Source organism: Alkanindiges hydrocarboniclasticus (genome assembly GCF_001982605.1).
Classification (GTDB): Bacteria; Pseudomonadota; Gammaproteobacteria; order Pseudomonadales; family Moraxellaceae; genus Alkanindiges; species Alkanindiges hydrocarboniclasticus.
Genome location: NZ_MLCN01000004.1, coordinates 44276 through 67496 on the forward strand (window position 1 = coordinate 44276; position 23221 = coordinate 67496).

The 23221-nt window shown below is 44.0% G+C and carries 21 protein-coding genes; 19 read left to right on the plus strand and 2 right to left on the minus strand.

All coding sequences use genetic code 11. The annotated features are described in order from the left end of the window. The first annotated feature begins 113 nt into the window (after positions 1–113). From BKE30_RS01710 to hisC, 8 genes are all read left to right on the plus strand, one after another. The gene (locus tag BKE30_RS01710; protein WP_076876944.1) at positions 114–1634 is read left to right on the plus strand and encodes an RNA polymerase factor sigma-54; all 1521 of its coding nucleotides are present in this window, start codon (positions 114–116) and stop codon (positions 1632–1634) included. 232 nt (positions 1635–1866) lie between these two features. Next, the gene (gene hpf, locus BKE30_RS01715; protein ID WP_076876945.1) at positions 1867–2187 is read left to right on the plus strand and encodes a ribosome hibernation-promoting factor, HPF/YfiA family; all 321 of its coding nucleotides are present in this window, start codon (positions 1867–1869) and stop codon (positions 2185–2187) included. Between the two features lie 277 nt (positions 2188–2464). Further along, positions 2465–3310, plus strand: a complete 846-nt coding sequence (locus BKE30_RS01720) for a transglutaminase-like domain-containing protein (protein ID WP_076876946.1) — start codon at positions 2465–2467, stop codon at positions 3308–3310. A 148-nt stretch (positions 3311–3458) separates the two neighbouring features. After that, a complete protein-coding gene (ibaG, locus tag BKE30_RS01725; RefSeq protein WP_076876947.1) occupies positions 3459–3710 on the plus strand; it encodes a BolA family iron metabolism protein IbaG in 252 nt (83 codons plus the stop codon). Positions 3711–3717: 7 nt separating this feature from the next. After that, positions 3718–4977 carry a UDP-N-acetylglucosamine 1-carboxyvinyltransferase gene (gene murA / locus BKE30_RS01730; RefSeq protein ID WP_076876948.1) on the plus strand — a complete coding sequence of 420 codons (1260 nt, stop codon included), beginning with the start codon at positions 3718–3720 and terminating at the stop codon, positions 4975–4977. A gap of 60 nt (positions 4978–5037) precedes the next feature. Next, positions 5038–5700, plus strand: coding sequence for an ATP phosphoribosyltransferase (gene hisG, locus BKE30_RS01735; RefSeq protein WP_227518290.1), 663 nt, complete (start codon positions 5038–5040; stop codon positions 5698–5700). Positions 5701–5842: 142 nt separating this feature from the next. Next, on the plus strand, positions 5843–7129 hold the full coding sequence (gene hisD, locus BKE30_RS01740) for a histidinol dehydrogenase (protein ID WP_076876949.1): 1287 nt from the start codon (positions 5843–5845) through the stop codon (positions 7127–7129). An 87-nt stretch (positions 7130–7216) separates the two neighbouring features. Further along, positions 7217–8326, plus strand: a complete 1110-nt coding sequence (gene hisC / locus BKE30_RS01745) for a histidinol-phosphate transaminase (RefSeq protein ID WP_076876950.1) — start codon at positions 7217–7219, stop codon at positions 8324–8326. A gap of 112 nt (positions 8327–8438) precedes the next feature. Here hisC and pabB read toward each other — a convergent pair whose 3' ends face one another. Then, entirely contained in the window at positions 8439–9719 is a 1281-nt protein-coding gene (gene pabB / locus BKE30_RS01750; protein ID WP_143253624.1) for an aminodeoxychorismate synthase component I, read from the minus strand. 399 nt (positions 9720–10118) lie between these two features. Between pabB and filA (BKE30_RS01755) the strand changes: the two genes are divergently transcribed. From filA (BKE30_RS01755) to filF, 9 genes are all read left to right on the plus strand, one after another. Beyond that, positions 10119–10991: a putative pilus system protein FilA gene (gene filA / locus BKE30_RS01755; RefSeq protein ID WP_076876951.1), complete on the plus strand. Its 873-nt coding sequence runs from the start codon at positions 10119–10121 to the stop codon at positions 10989–10991. 92 nt (positions 10992–11083) lie between these two features. Then, complete coding sequence (gene filA / locus BKE30_RS01760) at positions 11084–11923, plus strand: putative pilus system protein FilA (RefSeq protein WP_076876952.1); 840 nt, start codon at positions 11084–11086, stop codon at positions 11921–11923. Between the two features lie 125 nt (positions 11924–12048). After that, positions 12049–12891, plus strand: coding sequence for a putative pilus system protein FilA (gene filA, locus BKE30_RS01765; RefSeq protein ID WP_076876953.1), 843 nt, complete (start codon positions 12049–12051; stop codon positions 12889–12891). A 95-nt stretch (positions 12892–12986) separates the two neighbouring features. Next, positions 12987–13949, plus strand: a complete 963-nt coding sequence (locus BKE30_RS01770) for a DUF6160 family protein (protein ID WP_076876954.1) — start codon at positions 12987–12989, stop codon at positions 13947–13949. A gap of 177 nt (positions 13950–14126) precedes the next feature. Beyond that, positions 14127–14963 carry a putative pilus system C39 family peptidase FilB gene (filB, locus tag BKE30_RS01775; RefSeq protein ID WP_076876955.1) on the plus strand — a complete coding sequence of 279 codons (837 nt, stop codon included), beginning with the start codon at positions 14127–14129 and terminating at the stop codon, positions 14961–14963. A 71-nt stretch (positions 14964–15034) separates the two neighbouring features. After that, complete coding sequence (filC, locus tag BKE30_RS01780; RefSeq protein ID WP_076876956.1) at positions 15035–16291, plus strand: putative pilus system protein FilC; 1257 nt, start codon at positions 15035–15037, stop codon at positions 16289–16291. An 11-nt stretch (positions 16292–16302) separates the two neighbouring features. After that, on the plus strand, positions 16303–17970 hold the full coding sequence (filD, locus tag BKE30_RS01785; RefSeq protein ID WP_076876957.1) for a putative pilus system OmpP1/FadL family transporter FilD: 1668 nt from the start codon (positions 16303–16305) through the stop codon (positions 17968–17970). 12 nt (positions 17971–17982) lie between these two features. After that, complete coding sequence (gene filE, locus BKE30_RS01790; protein WP_143253619.1) at positions 17983–19176, plus strand: putative pilus assembly protein FilE; 1194 nt, start codon at positions 17983–17985, stop codon at positions 19174–19176. A 28-nt stretch (positions 19177–19204) separates the two neighbouring features. Continuing rightward, on the plus strand, positions 19205–21214 hold the full coding sequence (gene filF / locus BKE30_RS01795; protein ID WP_076876959.1) for a putative pilus system protein FilF: 2010 nt from the start codon (positions 19205–19207) through the stop codon (positions 21212–21214). A 78-nt stretch (positions 21215–21292) separates the two neighbouring features. On the opposite strand, the gene BKE30_RS01800 is transcribed toward filF, so the two are convergent. Next, positions 21293–21823, minus strand: coding sequence for an NUDIX hydrolase (locus BKE30_RS01800; RefSeq protein WP_076876960.1), 531 nt, complete (start codon positions 21821–21823; stop codon positions 21293–21295). A gap of 110 nt (positions 21824–21933) precedes the next feature. On the opposite strand from BKE30_RS01800, the gene BKE30_RS01805 reads away from it, so the two are divergent. Beyond that, positions 21934–22545, plus strand: coding sequence for a CoA pyrophosphatase (locus BKE30_RS01805; RefSeq protein ID WP_406564649.1), 612 nt, complete (start codon positions 21934–21936; stop codon positions 22543–22545). Between the two features lie 32 nt (positions 22546–22577). Then, a complete protein-coding gene (locus tag BKE30_RS01810) occupies positions 22578–23111 on the plus strand; it encodes a gamma carbonic anhydrase family protein (RefSeq protein WP_076876962.1) in 534 nt (177 codons plus the stop codon). Positions 23112–23221: the final 110 nt, after the last annotated feature.

A 23221-nucleotide genomic window follows, 5' to 3' on the forward strand; every position in this document is an offset into this window, starting at 1 on the left:
GCAATTAAGCCACTGTAGGCACGGGTATTTTTGCTGCGGCATAAAATTTGCTTTCCCTTTTGCTTTCGCCTTGTGGTTATAATAAAAACTCATACTAAAAACAGGACATCAGTATGAAGCTATCCATGGGGATGAAAGTTTCTGCGTCACTATCCTTAACACCCCAGTTGCAACAGGCTATTAAACTGCTGCAATTATCTTCGCTTGAGCTGGAACAGGAGATTCAGGTTCAGCTGGATAGTAATCCTTTACTGGAAGTCATCGATCCAAATGAAGACAATCAGCCCCCTGCCGAGGTATCTGCAAACCAGAGCACTGCGGATTCAGCCGATATGGATACTTTGGATTATGAAGCAACGCTGACTGAACAGATGCAGGCCACCCAGCTGAATGATGAGCTGCCGGTAGATACCCAGTGGGATGACATTTTTACCCACCAGTCCACGGCGCTGGCTACTCCGGAATTTGAAGAACGGGAAGACAATCGCACCAGTCAGGATTCCATCTGGGATCACTTGCGCTGGCAGGTTAACTTTGCCCATTTTAGCCCCATAGACCGCCTGATTGCCGAATGTATCATCGACGGCATCGATGAGCGTGGCTACCTGATGATCAGTCTTGAAGAAGTGCAGGAAGCCGCCTTGCAGCAACTGGAATCACTTGGCCTGTTAAGTGAGGACATGGACCCGGCTGAATTGCTGGATTATGACATTGAGCTTGAAGAAGTCGATGTGGTACTAAAGCGCATCCAGAATCTGGAACCGGCTGGTGTGGGTGCTCGCAGCTTGCAGGAATGCCTGCTATTACAACTTAAAAACCTGCCTGAACACACACCCTGCCGTCAGGAAGCCTTGAAGCTGTTGCAGCATCATGAGCTGCTAATTGCCAATGACATTAACCGGCTCATGCGCCAGACCCAGTTGGGACAGGAAGCATTAAAAGAAGCCCTATGCCTGATCAAGTGTCTTGATCCATATCCGGGCCAGAAGTTTTCTGATCCCGAGCGTGATCACCAGGTGCCGGATGTGATTGTCCGTAAAAAAAATAACCGCTGGGAAGTGCAGCTCAATACCGATATTTTGCCAAAATTACGAGTTAATCCTTATTATGCGGGCCTGATTCGCCGTGCAGACAGCAGTAGCGACAACCAATACCTGCGCCTGCATATGCAGGAAGCACGTAACTTTATTAAAAGTGTGGATGAGCGACACAAGACCTTATTAAAAGTATCCACCTGTATTATTGAGCATCAGCGTGATTTTCTGGAGCACGGTGCCGAGGCCATGAAACCGCTGATCCTGCGTGATATTGCCGAAGAAACCGACCTGCATGAATCCACTGTGTCACGCGTTACTACCCAAAAATTCATGCTGACACCCCGTGGGCTGTTTGAACTGAAATATTTCTTTTCAAGTCATGTGGGCACCAGTAGTGGCGGGGAGTGCTCATCCACGGCCATCCGTGCCATGATTAAAAAAATGGTTCAGGAAGAAAATGTACGTAAGCCATTGTCTGATAATGCAATTGCCGAGAAGCTACAGGCCGAGGGAATTGATGTGGCGCGGCGCACAGTAGCCAAGTATCGCGAGTCGCTAAATATTCCATCATCCAGCGAGCGAAAACGCTTGCTTTAAGCCTGTGAATATGATTATTTAAAGGTGTCACCAGTGGGGTGACATGTACCGTCCGACTCTAGATTGCTCTTTGATTTTTAACAAAAAATTGCAATCATGAGCCGTATCTCTGCAAGGCGAAGAGTTTGTTCCCATCAGGTTCAAATCGACCTATTTTCCTTTGGAAAAAAGGCCGCCGTTTGCTTATGGGGACGCTCGATTAATTAACGATAGTTAATGCGAGGATGGATTTATGCATATCAAAATTAGTGGACACCACATTACTGTAACCCCTGCCATTGAAGCCAGCATTCTTGAAAAATTTGCGCGTGTCGAGCGCCATTTTGACCATATTAATAGTATGCAGGTGGTTTTATCTTTAGATAATCATCATACTGACTGCAGCCATAAAGGACAGTCCAACCATAAGGCAGAAGCCATTTTACGAGTACCGGGTGCTGAGCTGTTTGCACAGGCCTGTGCCGATGACATGTATGCATCCATTGCCATGCTATCCGAAAAACTGGATCGTCAGGTCAAGCGCCATAAAGAGCGCCAGATGTCGCGTTATTAAAGATCAGGTGATCACGTAGAAAAAAGGGCTTATCACAAGCCCTTTTTTTAGCCCTGTAATTTTGGTGACAGAGCTGTTTTATCAAATTCATATTGTTATTTTTTTCAGTGCAGCGTATTGCAGGGATGTGTTTAACAAACGCTTAAACTAGTTACGTGAAGCACGCTTTTCTCACACAACCCGGCTTTGGACTGTACAGCTTGTAACCAGTATTGATGACTTTATAGCCTAGAATTTCAGGCACAGATAACGTAATAAAATTTTTTAGGTTTTAACCATGTACACGTTTGATATTGATTGCAGTTTTGGTTACGAGGTCAAGCAGCCATCGGAATTTATTTTTCATATACAGGTGGCGCATCATCCCTGGCAAACCATTCATGAGGAAGTACTACAAGTTTCCTCGCATCTGGAGATACACGAATACGAAGACGAAAAGCAGCTTAACCGGCTATTTCGTTTTAGTGCGCCAGAAGGTCCGATTGAAATGCGCTATCGGGCGCGGGTGAGTGTTGACATGCCTTACCGTGACCCGGCTTTCCGTGAAATGGACATTGCCGAGTTGCCTTCTGAGGTACTGCATTATTTGCTGCCCAGCCGTTATTGTGAATCTGATTTGCTAAGCGGTATGGCACAGCGTACGTTTGGCCATATTCCACGGGGCTTTGACCGGGTTGAAGCAGTATGTGACTGGATTAAGCAAAATATTGCCTACGAGGTTGGTTCATCCCATGCATCGACTACCGCACGCGATGTACTGGCCAACCGTGCCGGTGTTTGCCGTGACTTTGCCCATCTGGGTGTGGCATTGTGCCGTGGCCTGAATATTCCGGCGCGCTTTGTGTTTGGTTATGCCGAATTTGAGGAACCACCACCGGATTTTCATGCCTTGTTTGAGGCCTATGTGGGTAACCAATGGGTATTGTTTGACGCCACCCGTATGGCACCCATTGAAAAAATTGTCCGCATTGGTACAGGTACAGATGCCAAGGATGTAGCCTTTGCCACCATTTATGGTGATGTAGAAATGAAATACATGAAACCGCTGATTTGTGACCATGTAGACGGGCAGGAACCCAATTTTGTACACAAGGATCAGTTTATTGGCTTAAAAACAGCCTAGACCTGTATCTGGGCTTTAAAACCGACAAAAACCTATAGAAATGGTATAGCACACTGGACGTTTTGGATTGGGCAGAGTAACCTTTCGCCCAATCTTTTATCTATTTTAAAATTTTCCCATTACAGTTTCTTCATTCCAGGGGTTTGCAATGAATAGCGACCAACTTGCCATGCTTTTACAGGCGGCTTTTCCTCAAGCTGAAGTTCATGTCACCGGACAGGCTGGCAAATTTGACTTGCGCATTGTCGATGCCCAATTTGAAGGTCTGCGTCCGGTTGCACGTCAGCAAGCGGTTTATGCACCTATTAATGAACAGATTGCCAGCGGTGCCGTGCATGCGGTAACAATTCGTGCCATGACCCCGGAAGAGTGGCGCAAAGCCAGCCTGTTTGGAGCATAACCACAGCATGGATCGTTTTTTAATTACTGGCGGCAAGCGCCTTGAAGGCGAAGTACGCATTTCCGGTGCCAAGAATGCCGCGCTGCCTTTACTGGCTGCCACACTTTTGGCAACCACACCAATTACCTTAACCAATGTACCACGCCTGAAAGATGTTTCTACCCTGATCAAACTGATTCAGGGGCTTGGCATTACTGTGCATTATGAGGGTGATACGGTTACGGTAGATACCTCTACCTTAAGTAACCAGTTTGCCCCGTACGAGCTGGTTAAAACCATGCGTGCGTCCATTCTGGTGCTGGGACCGTTGCTGGCCCGTTATGGTGAGGCCAAGGTCTCGCTGCCCGGAGGTTGTGCCATTGGTTCACGTCCGGTTGACCAGCATTTAAAAGCACTGGAAGCACTGGGTGCGCAAATTGATGTGGAAGCTGGCTACGTGTATGCCAAAAAAGACGGCAGGCTGGATGGTGGACAGGTCAAGTTTGACATGGTGACTGTGGGTGGGACGGAAAATATCCTGATTGCAGCCAGCATTGCCAAAGGAACCACCATTATTGAAAATGCTGCGCAGGAACCGGAAGTCACTGATCTGGCCAATCTACTGGTAAAAATGGGTGCACAGATTGAAGGCATTGGCACCAGCACTTTAACTGTGCATGGCGTTGAAGCACTGACCGGCTGTACCTATGCGGTCGTGGCTGACCGGATTGAAACCGGTTCTTATCTTGCTGCAGCTGCCATTACTGGCGGCCGTGTACGCACGACCCATACTGATCCAACCCTAATGGAAGCAGTACTGGAAAAATTTGAGGAAATGGGCGCGATTATTAATCGTGGTGCGGACTGGGTCGAGCTGGATATGCAGGGCAGACGTCCCAATGCAGTTAGCTTTGAAACCTTGCCACATCCGCAGTTTCCAACTGATATGCAAGCCCAGCTAATGGCAGTGAATACCATTGCTGAAGGCACGGGCACCATACTGGAAACCATTTTCGAAAACCGCTTTATGCATGTACCGGAATTATCACGTCTGGGTGCAAAAGTGCAGGTGAATGGTTCTGAAGCCGTGGTGACTGGTGTTGAAACCTTGCAGGCTGCGCCGGTGATGGCCACTGACTTGCGCGCTTCATTTTCACTGGTGATTGCAGCACTGGCCGCTCATGGCGAAACCTGCATTGACCGGATTTATCATATTGACCGTGGCTATGAGCAACTGGAAGCCAAACTACAAGGCTTGGGTGCCAATATCCAGCGGATTAAGGCTTAATCGCTATGTTCAAATGCAGTCGCTTTGAATCATGCCAATTTGAATAAGAAGGGTAGTGTTGTGTCAGATGTACTAGGTAATTTTGATCATGGCTTAACGCTGGCATTAAGCAAGGGCCGTATTTTAAAGGAAACATTGCCACTGCTGGCCAATGCCAACATTGCCCTGCTGGAAGATCCAGAGCATTCACGCAAGCTGATTTTCCCGACAACGCATCCCCATGTGCGCATTCTGATCCTGCGGGCCAGTGATGTCCCCACCTATGTGGAAAATGGTGCAGCTGATATTGGTGTGGCCGGCAAAGATGTGCTGATGGAACATGGCGCACATAATGTTTATGAATTGCTGGATCTAAAAATTGCCCGTTGCCGCCTCATGACCGCCGGTAAGGTCGGCGCAGTGCGTCCGGCAGGCCGCCTAAAAATTGCCACCAAATATGTTCATTTAACCCGTCAGTATTTTGCCGGTTTAGGCGAGCAGGTTGACGTGATCAAGCTGTACGGTTCCATGGAACTGGCACCATTGGTGGGTCTTGGTGATTTGATTGTGGATGTGGTGGATACCGGCAATACCTTGCGTGCCAATGGACTAGAGCCATTAGAGGAAATCTGCAAAATTTCATCACGCCTGATTGTCAACAAAGCCAGCTTTAAGCGTAAGCAGGCGGTATTAGGGCCAATTCTGGCACAGCTCGAACAGGCGGTTGCAGCCAAGTCTGTCTAGTAGGTTTGGACAGACTATACTGCATAGGTTATATCCATAAGCTTATGCATAATTTCCTGTCATTGATCCTGCTTAAAACTGCCACAAGATCAGCCAAACACGCTAAACTATCGGTTTGCTTATCATTGTGGAAGTGATGACAATGCGTCGTTTGTCAACCGGGGATGCCAGTTTTCAGCAGCAGCTTTCTGCGCTATTGGCCTTTGAAACTGTTAACGATCCTGCGTTAATTCAAACTGTTGATCAAATTATTGCCCAGGTACGTGAACTGGGTAATGCCCAGGTGCTGGCACTCACCCAGCAGTTTGACCAGCATCCCGCCCAGCACTTTGATGAGCTAGAGCTATCAGCAGCACAATTGCAGCAGGCTTTTGAGCAACTAGATCCTACGGTGCGCGATGCACTGGAACTGGCTGCTGGCCGTATTCGCGAGTTTCACCAGCGTCAGGTTCAGCCTGACTGGCAATATGTTGATGCACTGGGCAATACATTGGGCCAGAAAGTCACGCCACTGGATCGTGTGGGTATTTATGTGCCCGGCGGTAAGGCATCCTATCCATCCTCCGTGTTGATGAATGCCATTCCTGCTGCTGTTGCCGGTGTGCAGGAAATTATTATGGTGGTGCCAGCGCCAAAAGGCGAACTGAATCCACTGGTATTGGCTGCTGCGCATCTGGCAGGGGTGCATCGTGTGCTGACCATTGGTGGCGCACAAGCCGTGGCTGCACTGGCCTATGGTACTGAAACCATTGCACCGGTCGATAAAATTACCGGCCCCGGCAACCGTTTTGTAGCCGCAGCCAAACGTGCTGTATTTGGTCAGGTTGGCATTGACATGATTGCTGGCCCCTCTGAAATTCTGGTGTATGCCGAAGGACAAAACAACCCGGAATGGCTGGCCATGGATTTGCTGTCACAGGCCGAGCATGATGAAGTGGCGCAATCCATTTTCATTACGCCCGATGCCGGGTTGCTGGAACAGGTAGCGCAGGCCATTGATGCTCATCTGGCCACATTGCCGCGTGCTGAAATTGCCTGTACCTCATTGCAAAATCGTGGCGCACTGGTATTGGTCAAGGATCGCGCTGAAGCGATTCAACTGATTAATCAGGTTGCAGCGGAACACCTTGAATTATGCATGGATGAACCAGAGCAAATGCTGCCGCAAATCCGCCATGCCGGTGCCATTTTTATGGGACGCTATAGTCCGGAAGCCATTGGCGATTATTGTGCCGGGCCAAACCATGTGTTGCCAACCTCAGGCACCGCACGGTTTTCCTCACCTTTAGGGGTATATGACTTCCAGAAGCGCAGCAGCATTATTTATTGCTCGCCAGAAGGTAGCAAGTCACTGGCCCAAGCCGCTGATGTGCTGGCCCAGCAAGAAGGGCTGGATGCGCATGCAAGATCAGCACGCTATCGTACCTAGTCAGCATTTATCAAACTCCTTGCCTCTGTATTAATGAGGCTGGGGGCTTAAAGCGTCATTAATTAAAAATATTTAGAGACACAAAGCATGACCACTGAGCAAATCAGCCTGCATTTACAACGCTTATGGAGTCCAGAGGTTCGTACTCTAGAGCCTTATGTGCCCGGTGAGCAGCCCAAATTGGATAACCTGCTCAAGCTCAATACCAATGAAAGTCCTTTCCCGCCTTCTCCCAAAGTAGCAGAAGCCATTATGCTGGCTTTAAGCGAGCAGGCAAATTTAGGTATGGGCAGCAGTTTGCGTCTGTATCCAGATCCGGATGCCAGCGCGCTTAAGCATGCCATTGCAATCCAGCAAAAGCTTCCAGTCGAGCAGATTTTTGTGGGTAATGGTTCGGATGAAGTCCTCGCGCATATTTTCAAGGCATTTTTTATTCAGGACAAACCGGTTTTATATCCGGACATCAGCTACAGCTTTTATCCAGTCTACTCACAGTTCTTTAATTTAAAGGTGGTTGAAGTCCCACTGGCTGCCGATTTTTCTATTGATGTCAGCGGCTACCAGCAGCCTAATGGCGGTATTGTTTTTGCCAACCCCAATGCACCCACTGGCGTATTTTTACCCTTAGACAAAATTGAAGTTATCTTGCAGCAAAATCCGGACAGCGTGGTGGTGGTAGATGAAGCCTACGTTGATTTTGGTGGACAATCCGCAACCTGCCTCATTGACCAATATGACAATCTGGTGGTGTGCCAGACCACTTCCAAATCCCGTGCATTGGCAGGTTTACGCATCGGCATGGCATTTGCCCAGCCGCATTTAATTGCCGCACTGGAGCGGGTGAAAAACAGCTTTAATTCCTATCCTATGGATCGGCTGGCAATTGCAGGGGGCGTGGCTTCTTTCGAGGATCAGGCCTACTTTGAACAGACAAGCCAACAAACTATTAATAACCGTGAGCAACTGGTCGCACAGTTAACCCAGTTAGGTTTTGAAGTATTGCCATCCAAAGCCAACTTTATTTTTACCCGGCATCAGCAATATTCTGCGGCAGAAATTGCTGGCAAATTACGTGAAACCGGCATTATTGTGCGCCATTTTAATAAGCCAAAAATTCATAACTTTTTGCGCATAACTATTGGTACAACGGCGCAGCAGCAACGCCTGATTGACCGCTTAAAAGAAGTCATACAGTAAGGTTTAGGGCAGATAATCCTTTGAACAGAGTAAAAGAATTGTCTGCTCTAAGTTGATAGCTTTAAAGAAATCATATAAATAAAACCTTGGTGCATACTTTAATCGGTTATGGCTATTCTCGCTCACCCAAGCGATTAACACAGTTTAAAATTGCGCCAATTTTATCAAGGCATTCCTGATATTCATCGTCGCAATTTGAGGCAATGGTAATCCCACCACCTGCCCAAGCCGTTAAAGTATTTCCGTGTTTTTGCAAACTACGGATCAAAATATTAAAGCTGCCTGTGCCGTCATAGTTCAAAAATCCCATACTGCCACAATAGGCCCCCCGGCTTTCAGCTTCCAGCTCATCAATGATCTGCATCGCACGGATTTTTGGGGCACCAGTAATGGAGCCACCGGGCAGGGCACTAAACAGCACATCCAGTGCCGAAGCATCAGCCTTAAGCGTGGCCCGAATTTCGCTCACCAGATGATGCACTTGCGCAAAACTTTCAACCTTAAACAGAGCAGGTACCCTTACACTGCCAGTCTGGGCATAAACACCAAGATCATTACGCAGCAAGTCCACAATCATCAGGTTCTCGCTCCGGTCTTTTTCGGACTCCATTAACTGTTGTTTCAGCTGCTCATCAACTCCAGAAGCCTGATGACGGGGACGTGTTCCCTTAATGGGTTTTGTTATCAGTTCGCCATTGGTATTAAACTCAATAAATAATTCTGGTGAACAACTTAACAACTCAAAATCATTATATTTAATAAAACCGCCATACTGAGCTTTAGTCAGATCCATCAAGGCATCTATGACAGGAATTAAGCTTCCCTGCATGTCAGCCTTAAATGGCTGGGTTAAATTGACCTGATAGCAGTCACCTTGTTTTAAGTAATCCTGAATTTTATAAAATGCTTGCTCGTATTGCTGCAATTGCCATACAGCTTGAAAGGGTGTAGTCAAACTAAAAGGAACCTGACTATAATTTTCTAATTTCAAGTCACTTAAAAGAGCTTTGATGTGATTATATACTTCCTGCAACTCGGGTAAATCCGGCCCATAAAGCTGCCAGTAATTTTTTCCTGAACTAGAATTTTCCTGTTTTAGGAAAATATCATAATCACCCATAATTGCAGCAGGTGATGCTAGGTTTGGCAGCGGAATAGATTGGGAGGCAGCCAGATCATAGCCTATAAATCCTAGCAAGCCTCCATAAAAACTCTTGTCAATTCTTGGTCTGTTATCATTGCTTGCAGATTGAGAAATATTCCAGCGTTGTTTTAAAAAAGAAAAATAATTAATTTCCAGCAAACGTGAATCTTGGTGCAAACCGTTTCTTTGACTTAACAATGTCTGAGATGTTGATAAAGCAGCAGCTTGCCATTTAGGAAATATCCCCATGACTTTGTTGTTAAGATGTGTAATCCACACTAAACCAGTACAGTTTTGTAAATATGTGGATAAAGTTTGAATTGAATCACATTCAATACAAAAATCTTGTCTAACAATCACAGTAACAGTATCCAAATGGGTGTTTTATCAAGGTGATTAATGCTATTAAAACATTGATTTTAATAATTAATTCTATAGATAAAATGGTCATTAATGATTAGAGCTAATATTCTACCGTTTATCGGATGTTAAACAAAAGTAGTAAAAAGCACTTGCACACAATCCATACGCATTGTAATTTTGCTGTGCAGGATTAGCTACAAGAATACCATGTAAGGATGCATTGGATACAAATCACCGTACAGGGTAGTAGCGGCAAAACAAAACTTATACTCGTAGGAGAGTGCAATGAAGCTTTTTACTAAACTCGCTTTAGTTTCCGCAGTAGCTATCAGCGGTCAAGCAATGGCAATGGAATCAATGGATGACTCGGCCCTGAGTGCAACTACCGGTCAAGATGGTATTACTTTAACAATTATGACTGATGAAGTTAAAATTGGTAAGTTATTAATCCATGACAATGATGGTCTTTCTACCACTGCAACAATCAGCCCAACTACTGCTACCTTGGCTGGTGGTACTGCTACTGCTGGTGCAATCGTAGTTAATGATATCAGTGTTAAAGTTGATACTGCTGTAGCTCCTGCTGCCTTGGGTGGCGCGCTGGCTCGCGTAAACATTGATACTGATGCTAACGGTGGTGATGCTGTACTAAACGTTAACATGATCAATAATGCTCTGGATATCAATGTTGGTGGTATCGCAGTTGCTGCTTCAAATGATACCTCTACCATGACTGGTGCTCGTCGTGGTGCTGGTGCAGAAACTGAAATTTTAGGCGCCATGAACATTAAAGTGGGTCCAAGTGCACTGAATATTCAACTGGGTGCTGATGCTCCTCAGGGTGCTATGATTTGGGCTAACGGTGTTATTGCTGGTGGTCTGACTATTTCTGGTATTGATCTACAGGATCATTCTGTAATGGGCGGCGGTTCTATTGGTATCGACTCCCTGAAAGTTACTTCTGCTAATAGTGCCAACCTGACTGTTAATACCAAAATTGGTGTAACTACCAATGGTCTGGCCATTAAATCTTCAGGCGCTAATGACATCTACATGAGCGCAGTGCGTTTAGGTAGCGATGTTGCTGCATCAATCGGTTCAGTAGAAATCCAAGGTATGGAAATGGTTAACTCTACCGTTCTGGTATCTGGTCACTAATCGACTACAGGCCGACAATAGCAATATTGTCGGCCTTCTTGACTTGATTTTTGGTAATCGGTCTTATCTTCAAGGGAACAGGGAACAATACGATGAAAACTTTAACAAAACTTGCTTTGGTTTCTGCAATGGCAATGAGCAGCAGTGCTTTTGCAATGCAATCGCTTGATGATGCAGCGCTGAGCCAAACTACAGGTCAAGATGGTGTAACTATTCAGTTAGACTTGCCTTCGACTGGCATTAATGCGCAAGCTATTTTGCATGATAGTGATGGTTTGAAAGTAGGTGCTGTAGCAGGTAATGCAGGTGCTATTGTCATGGGTAATGGCACTACAGCTGGTAACTTTAAAATTGAAGGTACTGCAATTACTTTGGATATTGATGCTGATGGCGGCACAGCTAATGATCCTTTGCTGAATGTTAAAATAACATTGCCAACTAATTTTGCAGTTGAAACTGGCGAAGTGTTTGTAGCAGGTTCATCAGGTGTTGGTGGTGCTTTAACTAACCAGAAAAAGATTTTCAATAATACCAGAATTGAACTGGCTGGCCTGAATGTAAACATGCAGTTGGGTAATGAAGCTCAAGGTTCAATGATTAAAATTGGTGGTGTAGTTACTGGCGGTATTAAGCTACAGAATTTTGGTTTGATTGACTCTGCTTCAGCAGCAGGTGCTTGTACCTCTGAATGTGGTATTTTTGCAGATATCGTATTGAAAGATACCAATACTAACAACTTGACTTTAGGTGACATCACTGTTGATGCTGATGATCGCGGTCTGGTTGTAGGTGTGAACTCTATTGGTTCTGGCGGTATGGATGTACAGATGAATAACTTGAAGCTTGGTGGCAATACTGGTGCCTCTTTGGGTAATGCTGAGCTGCGCGGTTTGCAGTTGGGTGGTACACAACTAGCGATTCGTGGTCACTAATCTTTTAAAAGTTTAGGGTCATATAAGGCGGCTTAGTTGTCGCCTTATTTTTCACTGGGAGGTTTTTGGTTGTGACGTAACTTTACATGAAGTAAAGCAATTGTTAATAGTAAAAAGGGACTAGAATGATGAAGGTAAATCAGATTTTTGCATTGCTAACGTTGCTTGGCGCTAGTCACTCTCTTTTTGCTATGCAAGCACTTACTGATCAACTCTTAAGCCAGTCTACCGGACAAGATGGAATTAAAATCAGCGTCATTAATTCAGGTACTTCAGCACGAGTATTATGGCATGATAACGATGGTTGGGCTGGGCGTGGTGTTGATGCTGCTCGCGGTAGCCTGATTCTTGGAGATGGTAATGCTGCCACTAATTTTAGAATTAATGGAGGTACAACAAACATTGTTATAGATGCTGATGGTGGAACTGGTACTAATAATGCCATGCTTAATATTGGGATTCAATTACCTGATCAGATGGAAATTAGTACGGGTGATATATCTATTGCAGGAAGTGATGGTGCTGGAAATATAATCAATAATAAGAAAATAATGAATGACATGCAAATTCAGCTGCATGGGTTAAATTTGAATATGCAGCTTGGTCATGAAGCGCAAGGTCATATGATATTAGCCACTGGTACAATTGCATCAGGCATACGAATTAATAATTTTGGACTTTTAGATGGTTCAGCTTCAACTGGTACTAATAGTTATGGCATAGGAATAGGCCAGATCCGTATCAAAGATACTGGTGCTGCAAATAACGATTTAACAATAAAAGGTATTGCTGTAGATATTAATTCTACAGGTTTGGTCATTGATGTCATACAAGGTGGCAATGGGGTTGATGTTCAGCTTAATGACCTGAGATTAGGTGATTTATCAAATAGTGCTACAGCGCTAGGTAATGCAGAATTAAGAGGTCTCAAACTAGTAGGATCTTCTTTGACTATTAGCGGCCATTAGCAGTTGCATGAAAATTGTACAATTTCTTTGTATCTGTTAGAGTGTTCACTTATTAATGCGCTATAAAGTGCAATTTAAAGGATCAGGATGGTCGAATGATGAATAAATATGTTCAGTCCATATTGCTTATAGCATTCTTACCAATATCTAATAGTTGGGCACTACAAGCTTTGGATGATGCTGATCTGGCGCAGCAGACTGGCCAGGATGGTGTCACAATTGATATTAAACTTCCTAATTCAACAATAACGTTTAGCGAAGCAGCATTAATTGACACAGATGGGATGACAGGGGCAAGCAATTCTGCCTCTTTGGTTATAGCTCCGAAAACTTATAACTCTACACAAGGTATTCGTCTGTTTAGTGATGCAACGGGTACTTCTATAACCGCTCAGCCTATTTCAATTAAATTAGATACCGATGGTGGAGCTAATCCGCTTTTAAATGCAGAAATTGCACTACCAACCGATATGCGCCGGTTGAAAATTAATCCGTTTTCAGTCTATTTGGCGACAGGAGAAACTTCCATTTATAATTCGCCTCGAGTACTTGGTGGTGCTGCTGGTACATTGCGAGCAGGTGTTACTGAGTTGATTAGGTTTGGTACAGATGGTATTGAAGTATTATTTAAAGAAAATGATCCTGTAAAAATTAATCTTCAGCTAGGTGCAGAATCTCAAGGACATATGTTCGTTTTTACTGGAGGTAGTATTAGTCATATCAAAACCAGTTCAACAGATCCTATACAGATCATATCAAATAACTCAACGGCAACTGGAGAAAGCAGCCTGAAGTTAAACTTAAATTTAACTGCATCAAATGCAGCTACTGGAATAAGACTTGCTGGTTTTTATGGTGATATTAATGATCAGGGTTTAACTTTTGGGAAAGTAGGTGCAACAGATAAGTTTGATCTGGTAATTGGTAATATTGTTGCAGGTGCTGAAGGTGCCCAAGCTGCAGGAACTTTTAGCGGTTTAAAAAATGGTTCAATGGGTAATATAGGTGTTGTAGGGGCCAGTGTTACTAATCTAAAAGTGAATGTTAAGGGCTTATAATTTTAGGGTTATTTAATTTGTAAAAGTGCAAATTAAATAAAAAAATTTAGTGTATTTGTGACAAAAACACGGTATCTTGTAAATCACATGGATGGCGACTTATTAACCTAAAGTCGTATTCTTAATAGGACATGGTAGCCCAGTGAACGGGTTATCCAAAATTAGAAAAAGTGCGCTATGTTTATTATCACACTAGGGTCAGCTCTGATTTATCATTTTGCGACCGAAGCTCTACAGGTAGCAGATAAGCCCGCAGGTTCTGTCTATTACACAGAAGTTGCAGATTCCCGCTACTATTCCTACGGTAAATATCATCAAAATCCGGTGCAGGTTAAACCTGCTATTGAGCAGCAGTTTCGTGGCATTGTAAAGCAGGTTTATGACTATAGCTGTGGTTCTGCTGCCCTGACTACGCTGTTAAATGGTTATATTGGTGAAAAACTGAATGAACAGCAGACCATGAATGGTCTGATGCGCTATGGAGAATATGACCGTATTGTAGAGCGTCGAAGTTTCTCTCTACTGGACATGAAGCGTTTTGTTACTGCTTTAGGTTATAACAGTGGGGGCTTCAAGGGACAATTCTCTGATTTGGCGAAACTTGATAAGCCAGCTATTGTACCTATTGCCTATGCGGGTTTTAAGCACTTTGTGGTTTTTAAGGCGTATCGTAATGGACGGGTATTTGTTGCTGATCCGGCTTTAGGTAATTTAAGTTTTAGTGCTGAACACTTTCAGGAAATCTGGGATAACAATACATTATTTATCATTGAGCCTCCTGTCGGGCGTGAGCTTCCAGGTTTGTTGGCGCTGCAGGAAAGTGATATGCGTATTGTAGAAGACAGTGTTATTGATCGCTTTGCATTTGTAGATGTGCGCTATCCAACATTAATGATGGAAAAAAATGCTGATCGTGCTGCAACCATGCGCCGTGTACTAGATGACGACCCGAATTCTGATAATTATCAGAAGCCGATTGATACCTATATGCGGCTCTATTACAAGCGTAAGTAATACTGGCTAGTAAATTCTAAGCTTGGGTATTGGTGTAATTTAAAATAACTGTTTCAAGGTAGATTATAGTCATGCAGAAACAATGGATGAATCGGTCAATATTGTCTTTAAGTATTGGTCTGGCCATGATTGGCGTAAATGTATATGCGGCAGAAGATAATGCCAGTGACGTCAATGCTCAGGTTACAGCTGCACCTTCAGCTGTCGAAGGGACAACCGATCCTGTAGCTGCTGAAAGTCGTGCGCAGGTAGAAGCACCATTAACCGCTGACAACAATCCAGATACTGAAAGTGCTGTTGTTACAACCATTGATGAGCGTACAGCAAGTACCGCTCCTGATACAACGGCAACCAATTCAGCATCAGAAACACCTTCAATGGTGCCTGAGAATAATGCAGCAGGCGTACTACAACAAAAAGCAGATGACGCAACTACCAAAAGCAATCTTGAAGAAGTTTTTACCCGTTCCGAGCAACAATATTCACTGTCTAAACGTGGATCCTATTCGGCAACTTATGACGTTGACTATACCTATTACCGTGATAGCCGTCTTGATCTGGCATTAAGTGATAGTAGCTCTACCCTGACTCGCTTAAGAGTAGAGGAAGATGCACAACATACCATTACCAATACGTTTACTTTTCAGTACGGCTTATTGGATAACCTGACCTTAACTGCTTCATTACCACTGGTTGCCAAAAGTGATAACCTAAAAGATGAAACAACAGCAGGCTTGGGTGATATTAGCTTTGGTGCACGTTGGGAGCCATTTCCCTTAAAAGCAGGGCGCTTGCCATTAATCCTGTTTGGCAGCTTGTCTACCAAAACTGGCGATAGTCCTTATGAAATTGACGCAGCACGTGGGTTATCTACTGGTAAGGGTTACTATTCTATAGGTGGCGGTGCCAGTACTCGTAAATTTATTGATCCAGTCGTATTATTTGCTTCAGCTTCAGCAAGTTATGGGCTTAAAGAATCAGGGCTAGACCAAGTGCGTGGCAGCCGGATTTTGGATGAGTTTGAACCCGGCATTAGCGGCGGTATAGCTTTTGGTTTTGCCTATTCGTTTAACTATGATGTGTCTTTAACCATGTCATATCAGCAAAGCTTCTCAACCAATAGTGAATTTACCTTTACTAGCGGTGAAGTGTCCTCACCTGCTGATCAAACCAGTGCTTCTTTAGGTTTCTCACTGGGTGTACGTGTTTCACCAAAAACTATCGTCAATGGTTCAGTTGGTTTTGGCTTGACAGAAGATGCCCCGGACGTTTCTCTGGGACTTTCGTTCCCACTGGATTTTCTGGGTTTTGGTCGTGAAACCCGCTGAGGCATAATGGTATGAAGTTGAATTTGCGTCTACAACCTTTAGCTTATGCCATCATACTGTCCAGTATGCCGGTATTAAGCCATGCTCAGCTAGGACAGAACTTATCTATTGATATCCGTGCTCTGTCCATGGGTAATGCGGTTACTGCGGATCCACCAGGTATCAGTGCAATTCATTTTAACCCGGCAGGCCTTACTAAAATTGAAGGCTTGCAAACTGATGTTCAGGGTCTGCTGGTTGATTTTAATATCCGCCGTGAATTTGAAGCCCCTGCTGGTTACAACGTTTTTGGTTATTCTGATGACCCAATCATTTGTAATGACATAGCAGAAGTTGGTCAAAAAATTTGTAGTGATTTTAAGGACTATGCAGTAAGTAAGGTTGATCATCCCAGCCTGTATGTCCCTGTGCTTAAAAAAATGGTGAACTGGCCACAGGGTTTGCCACTGGCTGCTCCATTAGCTGGCGCTGCTTATAAGCCACCAGGCTCAAAAATTACATATGCTTCTGCACTATATGCACCGCTGGTTGCTGGTTTTGGTTCTGCTGATGGCGATCCAGGCAATTTTATGGGTCAGCAGGTTGCCATTGAGCGTATTACCTATTTATCGCCGTCTGCTGCTTATAAGGTTAACGATAATTTATCGTTAGGGGCTTCCATTGGTATGTCGTATCAGGCCATTGCCTTGAAAACTGACTTACGTTTCCCTAATGAGTTAATTGGTGTATTACGTTTAATTGATGAAGATGTCTGTGGGCCATTTCAGGAAAATGGCAATATCGTCAGTGACTTGCTGCTTTTTGGTATGTGTAATGCTGAGGAAGGGGTAGGCCCTTTCAAGAGCTTTGGCTCAATGGAAGTCGCACTGGAGCAAACATTATCACCTTCTTATAATCTGGGTCTGTTGTGGGAGCCAAGCGACGATTTTGGCTTTGGGATGGTGTACCAAAGCAATAGCAAAATGAAGCTTAAAGGCGACTATGCGATTGAAAATGGTCGCGGTGGTCAGGAGCTTATTCGGGCACTGGGTTCATCAGTAACTGGCGCCATTTTGCAAGCTATTTTGGGTTTTCCATCTTATGTACCGCCTTCAGAAACCGGCAAGGTGTCCATGGATCTAGAGTATCCAGCTCACTTTCAGGCAGGGGTAAAGTACAAAGTATTGCCGGATTTACAGCTAAATTTTGATATTGGCTGGACGGATTATGCTGCCTGGGATTACTTTAGATTCAAGTTTGATCGTCAGGTATCGGCCTTACAAATTGCAAAGTTATTATCCAATGATGTGACCGCAACTAGTTTAAGCTTGCCGTTGAAATTTCGCAGCCCTTGGAGCTGGGGCGTTGGTATGGAGTATAGTGCAACAGACCGGTTAAAATTACGGTTAGGCTATGAGCCGCGTAAGAGCGCGATCCCTGATGACCGGCGTAATACTTTAGTCCCTATTAATAATGCACAAATGTTTGGTGCTGGTATGGGTTACCGGTTTGACCCGGATACTGATATTGACTTAACGGTAATGCATTTGCGTAGCCGCGATAATATTCCTGCCAATACCAGTGGTCTTGCTAACCAGACGGGTGTCAATAACTTGCTTTTAAACCCCTATGCTGGATTAAATGTAAAAACCAATACAAAAGTCACTATTCTTGGTATAGCCTATCGTACTAAATGGTAATTGGTATTTTAAATGGCAATAATGATCTGGAAGCCTGTCGCTGCTGGTGCACTCACTTTACTTTGCATCAGCCTTTGCCATGCAGATACGGAACGCTCCGGTTTTTACACTATTGTCGGTCCTGATGGACAAATGATCGTTATAGACCGTAATGCTGCAAGTAAAAATGAGAATAAAGCAGACAATAATAAAGCTGAGTCACGCTCAAAATGGTCTTTGTTTGGTAAAAACAAGCGTGATAAAGTTGATGAGCAAAAAATTACTGAGCAGAGTACGCCAGTAATTACCTCTCATACCAACACTAAGTTATCAAAAGAACAGGCTAAATCCGTATCTTCTAATGCAGTCATTGTTCATGAGCAGCCTTATCTGGCTACTCCACAATCGGCCAGTGAAACAGTCACTCAGGCACAGGTATCGCCCGCTGTGGCGAGGAAGGCCAGTGAGCAAAAAAATGATGTAGATACACAGCAAACAGCCTCTAAAAAATCAGTAGAGGTACCGCAAGCACCTATTAAAGCATCAGAAGTAGTTACTCAGCCTATAACGGTGATTGACGGTGAACAGTATATTGATAGTGAATATCTTGAGCAGCGAGAATTTAATCTGGAAGGTAAAAAGAGATTTTATAATTTACCGGATGGGATAGGTGGCAATGAAGTGCTAGAACGCGAAAAAGGGGTTGATATGACCGTATTTCGCAAACAAAAAATTGAAAAACCACAAGTGGTTGACTTATCCAAAAACTATCAGCGCATTCCAAAAGAGCAAATTATTAGCCTGACTGGTACTACCTGCTTTACTGAAAAGCAGCTTAAAGATGCCAAGCTTTTTAAGCAGGATGAATATCTGGATTTCTGGCCTAGGCCTGGTTTTGAACCTAAGTTTGATTTTGTGGTTGCCAAGCTTGAACAGCCTATTCATGATATTCAGTTAACCTCCTATGCCAATAACATGAGCAGTCCAAAGTTTTATTGGCCTTTGCCAATATTTCTTGATGATAAAGGTTGTGTTATGGAAGGGGTGAATGCTTTTTATCAGGCAACAGTAGCACCAACTGTTACCATGCATCAGGCAATACAAGGATATTTGCATATACCACAAAATACCCGGTATATTTTGTTTACCCCTCTGGAAGCAGCAGCGGATATATCAGAAACACAACTAACGAACAAAGGACAGGTTCGTTTGACGCCAATTCGTTAGCCTTATTTATTTAATTGGACATACTGTAATGCGAAATCTTTATCAGGCTTCAAAATTTCCTTTTGCACTAACCAGCCTTTGTTTGATGTTGAGTGCTTGCGGTGGCGGAAGCAATTCTATTAATGAAGACCCTACCGCAGGGGGAAGTGGCGGTAATACCGTTGTTGAATGCGCAAGCTCTGATACTACCTGTGTTAACCTTGTATTTGATGATACCCCTGTAGTAAATTTGAATTATGAGTGTGGTAAGTACCGTAGCGTTACCAGCAATACCGGTGTAGCCCGTTGTCCGGTAGACTCGAATGTTACTTTTTATTTAAAAGCAGCTGAGGGTGCGCGTAAAATTGTTTTAGGGACAATTGCTGTTAAGCCAGTTCGCAATACCATTTCTTCCGAAGTACAGGATACTTCGCTGATTCGTATTACTACCAAGGATCTGGCTGAGAACATTACTGGTTCTAGCATTAGCAGTCTGGATGAAAGTGTAGCAGCAAAAACGGCAATTAATATGAGCCAGTTCTTGCAATCAATAGCCCGTAGTAATCGCGCAGATCCGACCAAGGCTTATACCAGCAATAATGAGTTTTATGTAGATACGGCTCCTGTGAACCGCGTTTATATCGATACACCAGTTAAAGCTGATATTGAAAAAATGACTGAAGATGTGACTGCAAAGGATTTTCAGGACACTACATTTATTAGTAAAACAAAGCCTTGGTTTGAGGCACAGAAAATTACACTGATTTCTACGGCTGAGGCCAAGCGTCGCCTGGAAAAAGTAATTTTGGCCAAGAATTCAGGCGTGTTTTTTGCTACTCCAACCTTGGATGCGGGTCTTTTTCAAAATACGGGTGTGGATTTAAAGCTTGGTGTATCAGGTAATAATGGTAGTAATACCAGTGCTACAGTTGCCATGTTTGCCCTGACAGATCGTTCTGGTGAACATACAGGCTATGGATTAGAGTGGATAGCACCGACTTCGACAGACCTGACCAGATATGCCATTTATTTACAGAATAAATACTCAAAAATGCGCTTGGCGGATAATGCTAACATCTTTAATCCCTATACCAATCGCTTCAATAATTTCATCTTTAATATTGGTCCTAAAGCCTATACCGATGATTCTGCAAAGGCTAATGAATATAAGGATAATACTTTCCGGTTTGTGAATGGCAAATTAATCCGTGATCTGGCGGTACTGGGTTCAGCTGATGTATACAAGCTTTATAGTATTGATGCCATTAAAGACAACAGTGAGCTAGGCACTTGGGAGCAAAAAAATACTATTGGCGGTACTAACTTTAGTGGTACAGCAACAGTATTTAAGCGTGGGGCTGTAAATACGTATCTGGATCCGGCGGTATGGCGCGTCAAAGAACTGGTTTCATCAGGTCAGACCTATCAATTCCCGTTATATGCTACGATGACCTTTAATTATCGGGATGAATACACAAAAGACTGTGCAACCTGTGCAAAATCGGCAACGCTGCCAGTTGCCATATTAGCTAATGGTGATATTACGACTGATGTAAGTCGTACGACAGATTTTGCTAATTCTCCAGCAGCATGCGGTGCTGAAATCACACAGAGTAATGGTGATATCTTTACACAAAAAACCATTGGAACAATTCGCGCGGCCTATCCAAGTACTGATGGCAATGACTTTTATATTAGCCCTAGTATTATTTTAGCCGGTGAACAGTTTGGTGCGCTGGATGGCAGTTTGGTGGGTATTGGCGAGCGCATTAAAATTAATCTGGCAGGTATTCGCAATGTGACTGCCGGTCAACGGGGTTCAATTAACGCAACCAGTGCTGAGCTGGGAGATAGTGATACTAATCCTGCAATCTGGGCCAATACCTACAATAGTTATACCCGTTTGCGCGTTGAGTATGCGGCAGCCAATGCAGAAGCTGAAACGAAAGATGATAAGCTGGAACCTGTCACTGATGCTGAAAAACGTGCTGCGAATCTAGACTATGGGACATTACAAGTTAATACGTCTCTAGGCTGCACCGTTCAAAAAAGACAATAGAACTATCTAAAAAAGGGGCAAATGCCCCTTTTTTTACGCCCATATTTCTACAATAAAATTTTTTAAAAGCTGTAAGACCTAACTGCTAATAGTTTCCAGATGAATTGTAAACTGGCCTTGCTGGCGATCATGGAAATAATGCTTCAGTGTTCGCGCTACGCTGGGAAATGCCAATTCATCCCATGGAATTTCATCTTCACGAAATAAGCCACATTCCAGGCTTTCACTGCCTGCGCCATACTGTCCATCCTGTAAGTTACCTTTAAACAGGACATAAATTTGCCCAATGCGCGGAATATTGTACATACAATACAACTGTTCAATATTAACGACACCTTCTGCCTCTTCCCAGGTTTCGCGGGCTGCTCCTTCTTCCATGGTTTCATGCAACTCCATAAAACCTGCTGGCAGTGTCCATAAGCCGTAGCGTGGTTCAATAGCCCGTCTGCACAGCAGTACTTTATCCTCATGGGTAACGAGAGCACCACAAATGACCTTTGGATTTTCATAATGAATATGACCACAGCTGGCACATACCAAACGTTCGCGCTGGTCACCTTCCGGGATAAGAATCTGGCCTTGCTGGCCGCACTTTAAGCAAAAAGACATGAATGGTAGCAGTAAAATTTTGATGAGTTGTTGAGCATAACTGAAAACTTTGCCCAAGGCATCTGGTTATCGTCAGTTTAACGCGGTAAGCTACAATGATGCAGCAAAATATGATAACTCCACAAATAACAACTGATTCGCTGATTGATCAGTTAAGACAGGGTCTAAGCTTTGCACCGTCGCCGCGCCGTGCAGATGCGGCCGTGCTGCTGGCAATTACCTGCGAAACACAGCCAAGAGTCCTGTTAACCCGTCGTGCATCCCATATGCGTCATCATGCTGGTGAGGTTTCCTTTCCAGGGGGACGACGGGAAGAGGGGGATACCAGTAATATTGTCGTGGCCTTGCGTGAGGCATTTGAAGAAACGGGTTTAAATCCTTTTCATGTAGAGTTACTGGGTGAGTTACCTAGTCAGCGCGCCAAAAGTGGCATGTGGGTTAAGCCGATTGTTGGACTTATTCCTCCAGATATTGCATTGGTTCCACAGCCTGATGAAATAGAACGTATTTTTTATGTTGAGCTGATGCATATTATCAAAGCTCAGCCATTGCCATATCCGGTACTGTTAAACCAGCAGCACTATTACATGCCAAGTTTCCAGTTGGATAATGAAATTATCTGGGGACTAACGGCACGTATTCTGGTGTCATTATTTAAGCGTGGCCTTAGACATTCTATAGAATGGCCTTTTTTAATGAACCAGCCCCATGACATTATTTAAATTTTTTTGCGTGATCAAACAGGAATTTTAATATGTTGTATTGTCTGGATGATAATTGTCCCACTAGTCTGATAAGTCCCTGGGATGGCTGGGCAGCGGACAATTCAACTGTTATTGGACAAGTACAGCTCGGCCAGCAGGTTAGTATCTGGTTTGGTGCAGTAATCCGGGCTGATAATAGCCCGATTATTATAGGTAATTTTAGTAATGTGCAGGAAAATGCAGTACTGCATACCGACGCAGGGATTGCATTGAATATTGGTGAGTATGTGACGATTGGGCATCAGGCGATGTTGCATGGCTGTACCATTGGTGACAATACACTCATTGGCATTAATGCTGTAGTGCTCAACAATGCTGTGATTGGCAGGAACTGTATCATTGGTGCCAATGCCCTCATTCCTGAAGGCAAAGTCATTCCGGATAACTCTATTGTGATGGGTTCACCCGGTAAAGTGGTTAAAGAAGCTGGTGAAATGGTCGCGCAAATGAACCGCATGAGTGCATTACATTATGCCAGCCATTATCAGAAATTTAAAAATGGCTTGCGTCCCCACCAGCTATAACATTCAGGCTGTGGCTATACTGGGAAAGTGCTGAACAACTGATGAATGTGGTTTTATGCTTTTAATCGTAGAGCAGTTTTTGATGATCTCTGTGCTGTGTATGACGTATT